The sequence below is a fragment of the Providencia sp. PROV141 genome, assembly GCF_028481645.1.
GTDB classification, from domain to species: domain Bacteria; phylum Pseudomonadota; class Gammaproteobacteria; order Enterobacterales; family Enterobacteriaceae; genus Providencia; species Providencia rettgeri.
Genome location: NZ_JAMPPR010000005.1, coordinates 20,785 through 37,457, shown reverse-complemented (window position 1 = coordinate 37,457; position 16,673 = coordinate 20,785). Strand labels below are relative to the sequence as shown.

14 protein-coding genes are annotated in these 16,673 nt (G+C 42.6%); 5 read left to right on the top strand and 9 right to left on the bottom strand.

The window, feature by feature from the left end; genetic code table 11:
- Positions 1–136 precede the first annotated feature (136 nt).
- Together PSF09_RS03800 and glnS are read left to right on the top strand one after the other, a co-directional pair.
- Positions 137–952 (top strand): sulfite exporter TauE/SafE family protein, encoded by an 816-nt coding sequence (locus PSF09_RS03800; RefSeq protein ID WP_272666449.1) that lies wholly within the window; start codon positions 137–139, stop codon positions 950–952.
- Positions 953–1,121: 169 nt separating this feature from the next.
- Entirely contained in the window at positions 1,122–2,789 is a 1,668-nt protein-coding gene (gene glnS, locus PSF09_RS03795) for a glutamine--tRNA ligase (RefSeq protein WP_272666450.1), read from the top strand.
- 207 nt (positions 2,790–2,996) lie between these two features.
- Here glnS and PSF09_RS03790 read toward each other — a convergent pair whose 3' ends face one another.
- The 7 genes from PSF09_RS03790 to kdpF all read right to left on the bottom strand — a co-directional run bounded on the left by PSF09_RS03790 (position 2,997) and on the right by kdpF (position 11,363).
- Positions 2,997–3,392: a DUF5329 family protein gene (locus PSF09_RS03790; RefSeq protein ID WP_209101162.1), complete on the bottom strand. Its 396-nt coding sequence runs from the start codon at positions 3,390–3,392 to the stop codon at positions 2,997–2,999.
- Positions 3,393–3,488: 96 nt separating this feature from the next.
- Positions 3,489–4,175: a two-component system response regulator KdpE gene (kdpE, locus tag PSF09_RS03785; protein ID WP_004909034.1), complete on the bottom strand. Its 687-nt coding sequence runs from the start codon at positions 4,173–4,175 to the stop codon at positions 3,489–3,491.
- A gap of 16 nt (positions 4,176–4,191) precedes the next feature.
- On the bottom strand, positions 4,192–6,879 hold the full coding sequence (kdpD, locus tag PSF09_RS03780) for a two-component system sensor histidine kinase KdpD (protein WP_272666451.1): 2,688 nt from the start codon (positions 6,877–6,879) through the stop codon (positions 4,192–4,194).
- 8 nt (positions 6,880–6,887) lie between these two features.
- Positions 6,888–7,481 (bottom strand): potassium-transporting ATPase subunit KdpC, encoded by a 594-nt coding sequence (gene kdpC / locus PSF09_RS03775; protein ID WP_272666452.1) that lies wholly within the window; start codon positions 7,479–7,481, stop codon positions 6,888–6,890.
- Between the two features lie 10 nt (positions 7,482–7,491).
- Positions 7,492–9,555: a potassium-transporting ATPase subunit KdpB gene (kdpB, locus tag PSF09_RS03770; RefSeq protein ID WP_210839361.1), complete on the bottom strand. Its 2,064-nt coding sequence runs from the start codon at positions 9,553–9,555 to the stop codon at positions 7,492–7,494.
- Positions 9,556–9,568: 13 nt separating this feature from the next.
- Positions 9,569–11,272, bottom strand: coding sequence for a potassium-transporting ATPase subunit KdpA (gene kdpA, locus PSF09_RS03765; protein ID WP_272683512.1), 1,704 nt, complete (start codon positions 11,270–11,272; stop codon positions 9,569–9,571).
- Between the two features lies 1 nt (position 11,273).
- Positions 11,274–11,363: a K(+)-transporting ATPase subunit F gene (gene kdpF, locus PSF09_RS20420; RefSeq protein ID WP_071524535.1), complete on the bottom strand. Its 90-nt coding sequence runs from the start codon at positions 11,361–11,363 to the stop codon at positions 11,274–11,276.
- Between the two features lie 452 nt (positions 11,364–11,815).
- Here kdpF and PSF09_RS03760 point away from each other — a divergent pair, with 452 nt between their 5' ends.
- Together PSF09_RS03760 and PSF09_RS03755 are read left to right on the top strand one after the other, a co-directional pair.
- Positions 11,816–12,022, top strand: a complete 207-nt coding sequence (locus tag PSF09_RS03760) for a YbfA family protein (RefSeq protein WP_036957942.1) — start codon at positions 11,816–11,818, stop codon at positions 12,020–12,022.
- Positions 12,023–12,221: 199 nt separating this feature from the next.
- On the top strand, positions 12,222–12,965 hold the full coding sequence (locus PSF09_RS03755) for a type 2 GTP cyclohydrolase I (protein WP_210837835.1): 744 nt from the start codon (positions 12,222–12,224) through the stop codon (positions 12,963–12,965).
- A 297-nt stretch (positions 12,966–13,262) separates the two neighbouring features.
- Here PSF09_RS03755 and PSF09_RS03750 read toward each other — a convergent pair whose 3' ends face one another.
- Positions 13,263–14,390 carry a multidrug effflux MFS transporter gene (locus PSF09_RS03750; protein WP_272666454.1) on the bottom strand — a complete coding sequence of 376 codons (1,128 nt, stop codon included), beginning with the start codon at positions 14,388–14,390 and terminating at the stop codon, positions 13,263–13,265.
- Between the two features lie 132 nt (positions 14,391–14,522).
- Here PSF09_RS03750 and PSF09_RS03745 point away from each other — a divergent pair, with 132 nt between their 5' ends.
- Entirely contained in the window at positions 14,523–15,281 is a 759-nt protein-coding gene (locus tag PSF09_RS03745) for an AraC family transcriptional regulator (protein WP_272683511.1), read from the top strand.
- A gap of 76 nt (positions 15,282–15,357) precedes the next feature.
- Here the strand turns inward: PSF09_RS03745 and PSF09_RS03740 are convergent, their stop codons facing one another.
- Entirely contained in the window at positions 15,358–16,644 is a 1,287-nt protein-coding gene (locus tag PSF09_RS03740) for a citrate synthase (RefSeq protein ID WP_272666455.1), read from the bottom strand.
- Positions 16,645–16,673: the final 29 nt, after the last annotated feature.

Sequence of the window (16,673 nt, the reverse complement as noted above, 5' to 3'; positions counted from 1 at the left end):
TCCCTTTATTTGTATTCATCAATTTGCATTTATTAATAACATTGGCGAAATCTCAAACAAGGTTGTCAAATCTGCATAAGCAAGGCGCTTTTTTCATCGATAAGATATTTTCTCAATGACTGATGAGGAATTTTCTGTGGAACTGCTTCTGTGCTTATTTGGCTTTATTTCGGGGATCACCACCGCACTATTTGGTTTTGGCGGTGGGTTTATCACGGTTCCACTGTTGTATGCGTTAATTACCTTAGTATGGGGGCCGCAAAGCGATGCAGGAACTGTGGCGATGCAAATCGCGGTGGCAACATCCACTTGCGTGATGATTTTTTCATCAACATTATCAAGTCGCGCTCATTATTTAAAAGGAAATCTCAGCTGGCCAATTATAAAGCCATTTATTATCCCTATTTCAGTGGGGGGGATATTTGGGGCGATTGTGGCGTTATCAGTAGATAGTGCATTAATTCGTTGGATATTTATTGGTTATCTCATCATCACTATTTTAGATTGCTTTATTCGCCCTGGTTTTATGAAGATAGAATCTACGGGGATACAATCCTCTCATGGCGGTATTTTTGCAGATACTCCGATTGGTGTGGTGATTGGCGCGGTAGCGGCATTTTTAGGGGTTGGCGGCAGTGTGATGACGGTTCCACTAATGCGACGCCGTGGTGCCAGTATGATCCAAGCTGCTGCCTTTGCGAACCCATTGACATTACCAATGGCGATCACGGGTACATTAACCTATTTTTATTTCGCTATTGATAAACACATTGACCTCGGAGCGGGCTTTCTGGGGATGATCTATATCAAAGGGGCATTAATTTTAATTGTGACATCGTGGCTAGGGATCCGTTTTGCTTCATTATTAATGCCTTACCTTAGCGATAAACGTCATGCCCAAAGTTATCCACTACTGTTACTCGTGGTTTTAGCTGTTATGTTGCTGGTTTAAAATCGCGTATTTCGGTGGGCAAAAATGAGGTTTTTGCCCTAAATTCCTTCTGTTCATCGCTTTTGCCGCACTTGGCGCAATCAAACGGTTGTTTCCTGATTGATTATGGTAGAATATATTTAGTTACTACACGCTTTTAGCGCGCTTTTGGCATTGAGGAATGATGACAATGAATGAGGCAGATGCTCGCCCAACAAATTTTATCCGTCAGATCATAGATGAAGATCTGGCGACCGGGAAACACACGTCAGTGCATACGCGTTTTCCACCTGAACCGAATGGCTATTTACATATTGGTCATGCGAAATCAATCTGCTTGAATTTTGGCATTGCCAAGGACTATCAAGGCCAATGTAATTTGCGTTTTGATGATACAAACCCGGTAAAAGAAGATGTCGAATACGTTAACTCGATTCAAGAAGATGTTAAATGGCTTGGTTTTGAGTGGAGCGGCAATGTTCGTTATTCCTCTGACTATTTTGATACCTTGTATCAATATGCAATTGAGCTGATCAAAAAAGGCTTAGCTTACGTTGACGAGCTCAGCCCAGATGAAATTCGCGAATATCGTGGAACATTGAAAGAGCCGGGTAAAAATAGCCCATACCGTGAGCGCCTTATTGAAGATAACTTAGCATTATTCGAAAAAATGCGTGCGGGTGGCTTCGAAGAAGGAAAAGCGTGTTTACGTGCGAAAATCGATATGGCATCCCCATTTATGGTGATGCGCGATCCGGTTTTATATCGCATTAAATTTGCGGAACATCACCAATCTGGCAATAAATGGTGCATTTACCCAATGTATGACTTCACGCATTGTATTTCTGATGCATTAGAAGGTATTACACACTCTTTATGTACCTTAGAATTCCAAGACAACCGTCGTTTATATGATTGGGTATTAGATAATATCACCATCGATTGCCATCCACGTCAGTACGAGTTCTCTCGTCTGAATTTGGAATACACGGTGATGTCTAAGCGTAAACTGAACCAATTAGTCACCGAAAAACACGTCAATGGTTGGGATGATCCACGTATGTTAACCATTTCGGGTTTACGTCGTCGTGGTTATACTGCGGCATCTATTCGTGAATTTTGCCAACGTATTGGTGTGACAAAACAAGACAACAACGTTGAAATGGCCTCTTTAGAGTCCTGTATTCGTGATGACCTAAATGAGTCGGCACCACGTGCTATGGCGGTTATCGACCCAGTTCGTATTGTCATTGAAAACATGCCCGCTGGCGAAGAAATTTTAACGGCGCCAAACCATCCAAATAAACCGGAGATGGGAACTCGCCAAGTGCCATTTAGCAACGAAATTTATATTGACCGTGCAGATTTCCGTGAAGAAGCAAATCGTCAATATAAACGTTTAGTATTAGGCAAAGAAGTTCGTTTACGTAATGCTTATATCATTAAGGCTGAGCGTGTTGAAAAAGACGCCGATGGTAATATTACAACCATTTACTGTACTTATGATGCAGGCACATTAAATAAAGACCCAGCAGATGGTCGTAAAGTGAAAGGTGTTATTCATTGGGTGAGTGTTGCACACGCATTACCCGCAGAAATTCGCCTGTATGACCGTTTATTTACGGTGCCAAACCCGGGCGCAGAAGATGATTTCTTATCCGTTATCAACTCTGAATCGCTGATTATCCGGCAAGGTTTTGTTGAACCAAGCTTGAAATATGCGGTAGCAGAAAAAGCCTATCAGTTTGAGCGCGAAGGGTATTTCTGTGCAGATAATAAATTAAGCAGTGCGGATCACCTGGTGTTTAACCGGACTGTTGGGTTGCGTGATACTTGGGCGAAACTCGAAAATTCTTAATTTGATGTCCCCGTCATACTTTGCACCACAGGGGTGTTGGCTTCATTAAGTTACCCGAGTCACATACTTATGTATGCTCACGGGATAACTTAATTTGCCGCCTACCTGTGGTACAAATTATTTAGGGGCCAGATCGAGTATTAGCACAAAAAACGCTGACAAATAAATGTCAGCGTTTTTTATAGTAATCTACAAAGCCTACAGAACCTACTCGTGTTTGTTATCCACTTTTTCTTTTAATAATTCATGCAGATATTCATTCGCGGAAGTCACATTACCTTGCGCATCTTTAACTTGATACTCTTCGCCAGTAATGGACGATTTTGAAGCTACGTTATCAATAAATTGTTCTACAGTTTTGAGGCGTTTTTCTGTTTTACGCAGTTTTAATCGCAAATGAGATTCTGCGTCAGCGGCAGAATATTCAGTGCCATTACGTGTAAAAGTAAGATTTTGTTGTTTACCAAGCTCTGCTAATAATGATTCAGTACGCATTTTTTCTTCAGGGCTTAGCGCAAGGGCTTGAGTAGTCACAAAAACGCTTAAAAAAAGGACTAAAGCAGATGAAAAACGGTTTGATAGTTGGGCTGTGAGTGATTGCACGAATTTCTCTCCATAGAAAAAAGGTGAGTAAATTATAAGCAGTCTTTTAATTTAAACTATCGGTAAGATTCCTAGAATTCAATAAATGGTCATCTGTTAAGGCATAAACCGATAACCAATTCCTGTTTCGGTTAATAAGTGAATAGGGCGTGCTGGGTCATTTTCTAATTTTTGCCGTAGATGGCCCATGTAGATGCGTAAGTAATGATTATGTTCCACATAATTAGGCCCCCAGACTTGCAGTAATAAGTGCCTCTGAGTTAATACTTTACCGCTGTTAGCCACGAGTTCACTGAGTAAACGAAATTCAATCGGGGTTAGATGAAGTTCTTCATTTTGTTTGGTCACGACACGATTAATAAAGTCGATGGTAATATCCCCAAACTGGCATTTTGAGTTTTCTTGAGTGGCTTTGCCGAAGCGCCGTAAAGCCACTCTAACTCGAGCCAGTAACTCACTAATTCCGAAGGGTTTTGTGAGGTAATCATCAGCACCTGCATCCAATGCTGCCACTTTTTGTGATTCTTCTTCACGAGCGGATAAAACAATAATCGGAATACTACTCCACTGACGTAGATCACGAATTAAATCAAGCCCATCACCATCGGGTAAGCCAAGGTCTAAAATTAACAAATCAGGTTGTCGCGTACCGGATTCAATGAGGCCGCGCTGGTAATTTTCCGCCTCAAATACCTTCCAGCCTTCGCCTTCCAGCGCTAAGCGAACAAAGCGGCGGATTTCTTTTTCATCTTCAACAACCAGAATTTGATGGCTAGTACTCACAATATTGCTGATCCTTTTATGTTTCTACTTCGATATCAGGGTGTTGCTTTAAAGGTAAGACAAAATGGAAACTCGCTCCACCTTTATTATTGTTCTGCGCCCAAATTTCGCCTTCATGTAACTGAATAATAGCACGACAAATGGCGAGCCCTAAGCCAACACCTGGAATTGCGGACTCTTTTTGTGCTCGAGAAAATTTATCAAAAATGGTTTTTTCTTGCCCGTTTGGAATCGCATTGCTGGCATCCCATATTTCAATATGAATTTTTTGCCCTTCAACTGTAGCTCGAATACCAATCGGGGTATCGTCATGACTGTATTTTACGGCATTTTCTAATAGGTTGATTAACACCCGTTCAATCAAGTTAGCATCACAATAAAGTAATAAGTCTGCTGGAATATCAATTTCTAAAGGATGGCTGTGTAAGGTGTAATCTAAGGTTCTAACAGCACTACTGGTAATTTCTTGCAGTGATTCCCAGGCTAAATTGGGCTGAATACTGCCAGATTGTAAGCGAGCCATATCCAGTAAATTATTCACCAAGCGCGAAGTGCTAAGTACTTGCTGGCGCATTTGGTTCACTTGTTCTGTTAGTGGTGAGTTTTCCGCAGACAAATTCAACATTAAGATTTCGGTTTGGCCGAATAAAACGGTGAGCGGTGTTTTTAGGTCATGAGACAGTGCGGCAAGTAAGGAGTTTCTTAGTTGTTCACGTTCAATATCTAATTTGGCTGATTCAGCTTGTTTGGTCAGTTGCAGACGCGCAAGAGCGCTCGCTATCAGCCCCGTAAAGGTTTGCAGCATGCGTTGTTGTTCTGGGATCAATAACTGGCGCATGTTTCTTGGTTCAATGGCAAGAACAGCAAGGGTTTGATCGGCAGTGGTGATAGGTTGCAATTGATAGGGAACGCTTGGTAGTGTATCCGTGCCAGCACCGGCGGGTTGGCGCTTATCAAAACACCATTTAGCAATGGCTTTATCAATCAGCATTTCACTGTGACCTTCACATTTTAATGGTGATAACTGGCTGTTTTCATCGGGGAGTAGCAAGCAGCTTTTGGCTTGAAATGCATTATTCAGGAAATGGTACCCAGTTCTCCCGATATCATCTGTCGTGATAGCTTGTCCTAATTCTTTTGTCATTTCATATAGGTGACGTGTTCGCTGCTCTCGATACCGAGCGATACGAGCTTGGTAGCGCATACCTGCAGTTAAATTCCCCACAACAACCCCCACAATTAACATCACTGTAAACGTGACTAAATATTGCATATCCATGATAGCAAGGGAGAAATGGGGCTGAACAAAGAACAGATCAAAACTGATCACGTTGACCAGAGCGGCGAAAACAGAGGGGCGTCGGCCATAAAATAATGCGATTAACACGACACCTAATAGATAGAGTGTCACGAGGTTGGCTTTATCGAGAGCCAGTAAAAAGGTGCGTGAAAATAAGGTGATAGCGGCACACATCACAATAGCCATTAAATAGCCATTCATATCCGATCGCCATTTTTCAGAGAACGGCTTTCTTTCTGGTTCTTTGTCCCACTCGCTTTTCTCTTCAAGCGCGACAATCACTAAATCCAGATCAGGGCCGAGCTTACCAAGACGATCGGCAAAACCGGGACGTAAATTGAGCTTAAACCATTTGTTTGCTTTATTCCGCCGACCAATCAATATCTTCCCTAAATTATGTTCTCGAGCATAACGTAATATCGCTTTTTCTTCCGAAGGATCAGATAAAGTTGCCGTTTCAGCACCTAAGTCTTGAGCAAGACGTAACGCTTTTAAGATAGCTCTACGCTGGGGTTCAGGTAGCTGATGAAGCGAGGGAGTTTCAACATAAACAGCATGCCAGACACTACCGAATTTTGCGGCAAGTCGTGCGGCTGTACGGACTAATTTTTCATTTCCGGTATTATGGCCAATGCATAGCAATAGCCCATCCCGAGTGTGCCATACAGGGGCTTGGCCTTTACCGTCGCGAAATTCACGCATCTGGTCATCAACCCGGTCAGCAGTACGCCGCAGAGCAAGCTCACGCAGTGCAATTAAATTTCCTTTGCGGAAAAAATGCTCAATAGCGCGTTCGGCTTGCCCCGGTATGTACACTTTGCCTTCTTTAAGGCGTTGTCGTAGGTCGTCAGGAGGAAGATCAACTAATACCACCTCATCAGCCGCATCAAAAATATGGTCTGGAACCGTTTCACGTACATGAATACCTGTAATGCTCCCCACAATATCATTAAGGCTTTCAATGTGTTGAACGTTGATGGTTGTTAGTACGTCAATTCCAGCATCAAGGAGTTCTTCGACATCTTGCCAACGTTTAGGGTGGCGGCTGCCATGGGGGTTACTAAATGCTAATTCATCCATTAAAATTATGGCTGGATGCCTAGCAATTGCCGCATCAATATCGAAACCATTTAGGCGGCGACCGTGATGAGTTATGCGCCTAGGTGGCAACAGAGAAAGGCCGTCAAGTAGCGCGGCCGTTTCTTCTCTTTCATGGGTTTCTACTACGCCAATCAGCACATCTAGCCCTTGAGCTCTGAGTCTCTGTGCTTCTTGCAGCATGGCATACGTTTTTCCAACACCAGCACAGGCACCGAAAAAAATCTTTAATTTGCCACGCCCAATTTCATTGGCTTTGACCAAGAGTTCATCAGGGTTAGGGCGAATAGGTTCTTGATTGTCCATCACAGCCCCTAGTGAGTTTGACTGTTTATTTGTTGTTGATATTCATCAAGTGCTAAGTTCAGTTTTAGCACATTAATGACAGGTTCACCTAAAAAGGACAACAATGCCTGTTCAGTATGCGTTTCTATCAATGATTTTACCGCATCCAATGGAATTTGCCTGCTTTTTGCAATACGCGGAGCTTGGTATAACGCGGCCTCAATAGAAATATTGGGGTCTAAGCCGCTGGCAGATGTTGTGAGTAAATCTACAGGAATGGCGTTAGGGGCATCGGGGTTTTCTACGCGCAGTTGCTCGCTACGCTCAGCCATAGCGCGTTGTAACAATGGGTTACTGACGGCTAAATTACTGCCACCTGAGGCTAAGGTATTATAAGGTACGTTAGCTGTTGCAGAAGGGCGGCCATGAAAGTAGCCACTACCTTGTTCATTTTGCCCAATTAAGGCTGAACCAACAATGCGCTCATCTTGTGTGAGCAAAGAACCGTGAGCCTGCCATGGAAAAAAAATATTAGCGAGGCCAGTCACCATTAATGGGTAAGCAATGCCTGTAAAAATGGTGAGTATAAATAGCATAATTATCGACGAACGGATCATATTCATAATCAATTCCTTATATCCCAAAGAGGCTAATAAATAGATCAATCAGTTTGATCCCAATAAATGGCACGAGCAGCCCACCTAAACCATAAATGCCTAAGTTACGTTGCAATAATGATTGAGAGCTCATTGGCCGATAATTAACCCCTTTAATCGCGAGTGGGATCAAGAAGATAATGATCAATGCGTTAAAGATAACCGCAGAGAGGATAGCGGATGCAGGTGAGTGTAATTGCATAATATTTAACGCATTTAACTGTGGCCAAGTCACTGCAAAAGCTGCAGGGATAATGGCAAAATATTTAGCAATATCGTTAGCAATACTGAATGTGGTTAATGAGCCACGGGTCATCAGCATTTGTTTACCAATATGCACTACTTCAATCAACTTGGTTGGGTTGGAGTCTAAATCCACCATGTTACCGGCTTCTTTTGCAGCTTGAGTGCCAGAGTTCATTGCCACTGCGACATCCGCTTGCGCGAGTGCTGGCGCATCGTTGGTGCCGTCACCCGTCATGGCAACCAAGCGACCCTCGGATTGATATTGGCGGATCAGTGCCAGTTTGGCTTCTGGTGTCGCTTCTGCAAGAAAATCATCGACGCCAGCTTCGGCTGCAATTGCAGCTGCTGTTAAATGGTTATCTCCGGTGATCATCACGGTTTTGATGCCCATACTACGCATTTGAGAGAAGCGTTCTTTCATGCCCCCTTTGACGATATCTTTTAATGCTACGACACCTAAAACCGTTTTATTATCAACCACCACAAGTGGCGTTCCACCTAAATGGGCGACTTTTTCGACCAGTTGATCCGCTTCGACAGGAAATTTACTGTGGTTGGCTTCGATATAACGGCGGATGGCATCCGCAGAGCCCTTGCGGATCATTCGTTCGCCAATATTGACACCACTCATACGTGTCATTGCGGAGAAAGGAACAAAAGTTGCATTCAGGGCATGAATGTCTCTTTCACGTAAATTGAATTTTTGTTTTGCCAGTACCACAATACTGCGGCCTTCTGGCGTTTCATCCGCTAAAGATGATAATTGTGCGGCATCCGCCAGTTGCTGCTCTGTAATACCCGTTAGTGGTAAAAATTCAGAGGCTTGGCGGTTTCCCAGTGTAATGGTCCCCGTTTTATCGAGTAATAGGACGTCAACATCTCCTGCTGCTTCCACGGCACGGCCGCTGGTGGCAATCACATTCGCACCTAGCATGCGACTCATTCCTGCCACACCGATGGATGACAGCAATCCACCAATGGTTGTTGGAATCAAGCAGACTAATAACGCTATCAACACTAAAATAGAAACGGCACTGCCTGCACCTGCATGCTCTGCGGCAAAAACGGTGAATGGGTATAAGGTGGCACAAACTAAAACAAAGATAATAGTCAGCGCGGTTAACAAAATAGTTAAGGCAATTTCATTTGGCGTTTTACGGCGTTGTGCGCCTTCAACCATGGAAATCATTCTATCTAAGAAGGTTTCACCGGGATTGACGGTACACTCGACTATCAGCCAATCGGAAAGTACGCGAGTTCCGCCTGTCACTGAAGAGAAATCACCACCAGATTCGCGGATCACGGGAGCGGATTCCCCCGTGATGGCACTTTCATCCACGGAAGCACCACCTTCGATGACTTCGCCATCACAAGGAATGGTTTCTCCGGCACGGATCAACACAATATCGCCTTTGCGTAACTGATCTGAACTCACGATATCTTGGTTCGCCTCCAATGAGGCCGAAGCTAACCGTGTGGCGCTACTTTGTTGTTTAACACCTTTTAAGCTCTGTGCTTGGGCTTTGCTTCGCCCTTCGGCAAGCGCTTCTGCAAAGTTGGCAAAAATCACTGTGAACCACAGCCAAAGGGTGATCATTCCACTGAACCAAGCACTGCCTTGTGTGTAATCCATTACCATAGCTAGCCAGAGTAACGTGGTGATCATACTGCCAATATAGACCACAAACATGACTGGATTACGCCATTGCGCTTGTGGTGTACATTTTTTGATAGATTCAATAATGGATTGTTTAATTAATTGATTATTAAATAATTTAGTTTGTTTATTTTTCATTTTTCTTTCCTCATTATCCGGCAAAACCAATGTGTAATTGCTCAGCGATAGGGCCTAATGCAAGAGCGGGTACAAAGGTCAGTGCGCCAATGAGAAGTACGGTGAAAACCAGTAAGCCAATAAATAATGGGCCAGTTGTCGGTAATGTGGCATGGCTTTGGGCTTGGGGTTTCTTATTGGCCATGGAACCTGCGATAGCCAAGACAGGAAGAATGACACCAAAGCGGCCTATAAACATCGCAATGGCAAGTAGCACATTGTAAAACGGAGTGTTAGCGCTGAGCCCAGCAAAAGCGCTACCGTTATTATTAGCCGCAGAAGAAAAGGCGTATAACACTTCACTAAACCCATGCGCTCCGGGGTTTAAAATTCCTGCACGGCCCGCTTCGGTCATTAATGAAATAGTGGTACCAAGTAGCACTAAGGTTGGGGTGACTAAAATCGCCAGTGCCACCATTTTCATTTCCCGAACTTCGATTTTTTTACCGAGGTATTCAGGTGTACGGCCAATCATCAAGCCAGCAAGGAAAACGGCGAGTAACACAAACAGCAACATGCCGTATAAACCGGAACCGACACCACCAAAAACCACTTCACCAATTTGCATTAACCACATCGGTACCATTCCGCCCATCGCGGTAAAGGAGTCATGCATGGCGTTGACTGCCCCACAAGATGCTGCGGTTGTCACAACCGCAAATAAAGCGGAACCGACAATCCCAAAGCGGCTCTCTTTTCCTTCCATATTGGCGGTACTTGTCGTGTGTAAGTCTGCTAAAAATGGGTTCCCCACATACTCTGCTTTAACTACGACAATGGCAGCAACCACAAAAATGATCCCCATAACCCAGAGCAAGGTGTGGCCTTGTTTGTTGTTGCCAACCACACGGCCAAAAGCAAAGCAAAGTGCGGTAGGGATCAGGAAAATAGCAAACATTTGCACAAAATTACTCAGTGCGGTTGGGTTTTCAAAAGGATGTGATGAGTTAGCACCAAAGAAGCCGCCACCATTGGTGCCGAGCAATTTTATCGCTTCTTGGGAAGCTACTGGCCCCATGGGTAATAATTGCTCACTGCTATCTAAAGGGTGAATAATTAAATAGCCGGAGAAATTTTGAATAACCCCTTGGCTAACAAAAAAGAGAGCGAAAACTAGGGCTAAAGGGAAGAGTAAATACACGGTGATGCGGTATATATCTAACCACGCATTACCTACAGTTTTACTGCCATGGCGTGAAAAAGCGCGGATCAATGCGAAAACAACCGCAATACCGGTGGTAGCAGAAAGGAAGTTTTGTACCGTCAACCCGGCCATTTGGCTCAAATAACTTAATGTATTTTCGCCACTATAAGCTTGCCAGTTGGTATTGGAAATAAAACTAATGGCGGTATTAAAGGCTAAATCCCAGCTCATCCCTTCAAAGTGTTGAGGGTTAAGGGGTAAACGGCCTTGGCAGACTAAAATAACGAATAATAAAATAAAACCTAAAACATTAAATAATACAATCGCTAAGGCATATTGCCGCCAATTCATCTCAGCCATGTCTCTTCCTGGCTGTTTGACTCCGGTTAAACGCCAAAGTAGGGACTCACTGCTTGCTAACCGACGAGGTATATCATTGTCGATTAACCGGGCAATACCATTGCCTAAAGGCTTTGCTAAGATGAATAAGATCAGTAAAAAACTACCTAAAAATAGCAATGTGGTGGTAGTCATATCAGAAATCCTCCGCGTTAAGCAGGGCATAAATCAGATACGTCAGCAGCAAAACAACGAGAACTGCCCCAATAATGGAAAGTAATGACACAGTATTTTCTCCTTATTATTTCCATGTGATAAGGCTAAAGAGTTCGTTGTAAAGAAGCTGATAAAAAGCACGGGTAGGGTGTAAAAAAAGTATAAAAATGGCTGTTTACTTAGCAAAAAGAGAGTGCTTAATAGAAAAAGTGGCGTGGTATTTTATTGATTCATTTGTTATTTAATTGTAATTAAAATGTATGAATAAAACGTTAATTGGTTAAGAAATGTAATAAAAATACGAAATAAGCAGATTATTTTGAGAAATTTACAGATTAAGTGGTCAGATGAGTAGTTTTATTACACAATTTGCGATATCCTATCTACAGTCAATATATTTCATATTATCTGTCCGGTTTTAGTCGCTCTTTACTACTGTGTTAATGGGAAATGTGTGTTAATTGGGAATAATAGAGCAAAGCTGGAATCGACAAATAAAGTGGCAACTGAAGGAGGATACCGATGTCCACATATCGCGAATATTCCCGTAATCAGGTACTTGCACGCCGCACTGCTGCTGTAACAGCTGGCATTATTGCGTTTCCGGTTATGGTTTTTTATCCAAAAAGAGCAAAGTTTTATAGTCATTTACATAAGGTTTGGGCGAAAACCAGTGATAAACCTGTTTGGCTAGAACGTTCAGAAACAACCTTAGAAAGCCATCGCTAATTTAGTGCTTAATGGTGAGTAGTAACCCCTGCAATATTGAATTGTGGGGGTTTTGTTTTTAATCCCGCCTATTTTTATTCTATATACTTCAAATAACACAGAAAAAAATCATGTTTCCGTTTATGCTTATTGATTATCAGTCAATTACGTTCAAACTGGTGGATAAACCGTTTAGCTGTGCAGTAAAAAGGACAACATAATGCATAACTTAAGATTAGAAGAAATCATTAATGACGAATTGAAAGTTAGTGAGTTCCAAGATTTTGCACCGAATGGATTGCAAGTTGAAGGGCGACCACATGTACATAAAATCATCACTGGTGTGACAGCTTGCCAAGCATTATTGGATGTTGCCGTTGAAAAGAAAGCCGATGCCATTATTGTTCATCATGGCTATTTTTGGAAAAATGAGCCCGCCATTATCAAAGGGATGAAGAAAAATCGCTTAAAAACATTATTAGCGAATGATATCAACCTGTATGGTTATCATCTCCCATTAGATGCACACCATCAATTAGGCAATAATACACAACTTGCTTATATTATGGGGGTGCAGGTAAATGGCCAAATCGACCCATTAATGCCATTTGGTTTTTTTGATCAACCGATTACTCCTTCAGAGTTAACGTCTCGTTTAGAAACTCGCCTTGGTCGTAAAGTCCTACATTGTGGTGATAATGCAAAAGAAGAAATTCGTCAAATCGCATGGTGTACAGGGGGAGGGCAAGGCTTTATCCTACAAGCGGCTGAATTTGGTGTAGATGCCTTTGTAACGGGGGAAGTTTCGGAACAAACCATTCATATAGCAAGGGAAATGGGGATCCATTTCTACAGTGCAGGGCATCATGCAACGGAACGTTATGGGATTAAAGCGCTGACTAAGTGGCTTGTAGATGAACATGGGTTAGATGCGGAGTTTATCGATATCGATAACCCTGCCTAAATTCTCGTCATATTTCGAACTGTGGCTGTGTTGGCTTCACTCGGCTACTTGGGTCACATACTTTTGTATGCTCCCCAAGATACCCTTATTCGCCGCCTAGCCACAACTCGAACTATTTAGAGAATTAAATTTTTGCCGCCTTTTACATCAAAGCGTTGTTGGCTGCATTCACGAACCCTAGTCACATACTTATATATGCTCCTAGGGCTTCACTCTTTTGCCGCCTAGCGGTGATTCGAAATACTTAGAAGATTGATAATCTATTGAAAATAAAAATAAAAATAAAAATAAAAATAGCTATTGGGTTCGGTATTTTAACGATGCGAAAACCAATACTGCACTTGAAATAGTTAACACTAAACCTAAGTGCTGGCTCCAACCTGCAACCATCAAACCAATGGCGAGCCCGATGTAGTAAAATAACCCTAAAATGGCGCCGGCAGTGCCTTTTTGCTCACCATAACGGTTTAATGCATGGGCAAGTATGTTCGGGATCGCAATTCCATAACCAATAACAATGCCAATAACGGGTAAAACAAACCAAATTGAATCCATTAGCACAAAAACTAAACAACCACTCACCAATGAAATGAGGCTGGCAAGCTTAACAAGTTGTTCAGATGTGTGTTTTTTAGCCAATAAATAGCGATTTGATATCGAACCTAAACCGACTCCAAGTGCTAATAAAATCCCAGTAAATCCAAACTGTTGTTGAGTGAGCATTAATTGTTCAAAACTGAATGGTGCCAGCTGATAATAGCTAAATAAATTAATGTTGAAAAATGCTATCAAGATCACATTTCTAACAATTTCTTTATCTGCGATCATCCGTAAAAATGTCTTAATAAATGAGATATGAGTCACGGTTTTAGGCTTGGTCTCGGGTAAACGACAGATTGACCAGAGAAAAAGCACCACAGCTAAAATCGCTAAGCCGATAAAAACGGTTTGATAACCACCAAAATTAACGAGTCCAGCACCAAATAACATCCCTAAAGCGGGGCTGACAGCCAAAGCAACGCCCATAATAGAAAAAACTTTGGCTAATTCATGGCCTTGGTAGCTATCGCGCATGGCGGTTTGTGTACCAATTGAACCTACGGCAGCGCCAAAGGCTGACAACATTCTCATTAGTAATAATAAATAAAAATGTGTGACAAATAACGCGCCAATAGACGCAATACCATATATCAATAAACCCGCCAGAATCGTCGGGCGGCGCCCTAAGGTGTCACACATGCGGCCCCAAAACACCACGCCTAATGCAAAAGCAAAGAAATAAAGCGACAGCGTTTGTGAAGCTTTCTCCGCATTTACTGAGAAGGCACTGGCGATATCAGTGAGTGCGGGGCTGTATATGGTTTCCACAATTTGTGGAAACATCATCAAGGCAACAGCAAGCCATAATGAAAGAGGGTGTTTCATACTTTTTTTCCTGCCAATCTACTAAAAATAAAGGGTCTAATTAGATACAACGATTCAATGGCAGGCAGTTTAGTGTTATTTTTATTGTCTTATTACAATAATAAAGACTATAAATATCAAAAAAGAGACATTATGGCTTGGCTAAATCAAACAGATGAATTTCAAACTCACTGGTATCCCGCGCCAGTATTGGGAATTGCAGCAAAAATGGGGCAGCATGACTCTGGCTTTCATAAACATGAAATGGGACAGCTTTTGTTTACACAACAAGGATGTATACGAATTTCACTGAAAAACCGTCTGTCTTTACTTCCTCCGGGTAGAGTGGCTTGGATCCCACCATTTGTTCTTCATCGAGCTCAAATGCGAGCATCAGTGGGCTACCGTTCGGTTTATTTAGCGCAAGAATACGCTGACAGAATAGGGAATGAGGTGGTGATATTAAGTATTTCATCGTTATTGAGAGAAGTGCTTGAACGCATTGCGATTGCACCATTTGATAGTGATTGGCAACAAGGGCATTTGGCTAATTTATTGCCCGTATTTATCGATGAGTTACAAAGTGCAACTTTAGAGCCAACACTGCTACCATTACCGCAAGATAGGCGTTTTAAAGGGGTTAATATCGAACAATTACCTCCAAATTTAAACCAATTAGCACAAACGGTTGGTGCGAGTGAGAAGACGATTACCCGGATTTTTTTTAAAGAAACAGGAATGAATTATCAAGCATGGCGTCAACAATGGCGTTACATTAAAGCGATTGAATTACTCGCACAAGAAAAACCCTATCACTATATTACTCAAGAACTTGGTCTAACCAGCGATAGCGCATTTATTAGTTTTTTCCGCAAAATGAGCGGGGTCACACCGAGGGAATACCAACAGTAATACGGCGTGAAAGAACGAAAAAAGCCTCGATTTTTCGAGGCTTTAAGACTTGTAGGGTTTTAGATTTAACTAAATATTATTTTTTTGTTAATTCTGAGTTGAATTCACGTTTGTCATAACCCGTGTACAGCTGACGAGGACGGGCAATTTTCAGGCCGTCATCGTGCATTTCATTCCAATGTGCAATCCAGCCAATAGTACGTGCAATGGCAAAAATAACAGTAAACATTGAAGAAGGAATACCCATTGCTTTCAAGATGATACCTGAATAGAAGTCAACGTTCGGGTACAGTTTTTTCTCAATGAAGTACGGGTCGTTCAATGCGATACGTTCCAGCTCCATTGCGACTTCCAGCAAACTGTCATTCAGGCCAAGTTCGTTTAGAACTTCATGGCAAGTTTCACGCATTACTGTTGCACGTGGGTCATGGTTTTTATAAACACGGTGACCGAAGCCCATTAAGCGGAAAGAGTCATTTTTGTCTTTAGCACGCTCAATAAACGCAGGGATGTGCTCAACGGTTTGGATTTCTTCCAACATACGCAAGCAAGCTTCGTTAGCACCACCGTGAGCAGGCCCCCACAGTGAAGCAATACCCGCTGCGATACAAGCAAATGGGTTTGCACCAGATGAACCCGCAGTACGAACTGTCGATGTTGAAGCGTTTTGCTCGTGGTCAGCGTGCAGAATCAAAATACGATCCATTGCGCGCTCTAAAACAGGATTAACCGTGTATTCTTCACAAGGTGTAGAGAACATCATGTGCAAGAAATTACCCGCGTATGACAGATCATTACGTGGATAAACAAAAGGTTGGCCAATTGAATATTTGTAACACATCGCTGCAACTGTTGGCATTTTTGACAGCAGGCGATAAGCCGTAATTTCACGGTGACGTGGGTTGTTAACATCCAGCGCATCGTGATAGAACGCGGCTAATGCCCCCGTAACACCACATAAAACTGCCATTGGGTGTGAGTCACGGCGGAAACCATTAAGCATGCGTGTAATTTGCTCATGGATCATGGTATGGCGAGTCACCGTATTTTTAAATACGTCATATTGTTCTTGAGTCGGTGCTTCACCGTATAGCAGGATATAACAAACTTCGAGATAAGAGGCTTCAGTGGCGAGTTGATCGATAGGGAAACCACGGTGCAACAGAATGCCTTGATCACCATCGATATAGGTGATTTTTGATTCACAGGATGCAGTAGAAGTAAAACCAGGGTCGTAGGTAAAGAACCCTTTAGAACCTAAAGTTCGGACATCGATAACGTCTTGACCAATCGTTGGGCTTAAAATATCTAGGTCAATATCACCCTTACTACCAGTCGTTAGCTTAGCTTTGTTATCAGCCATTACGGTCTCCTTAGCGCTTGATAATCGAC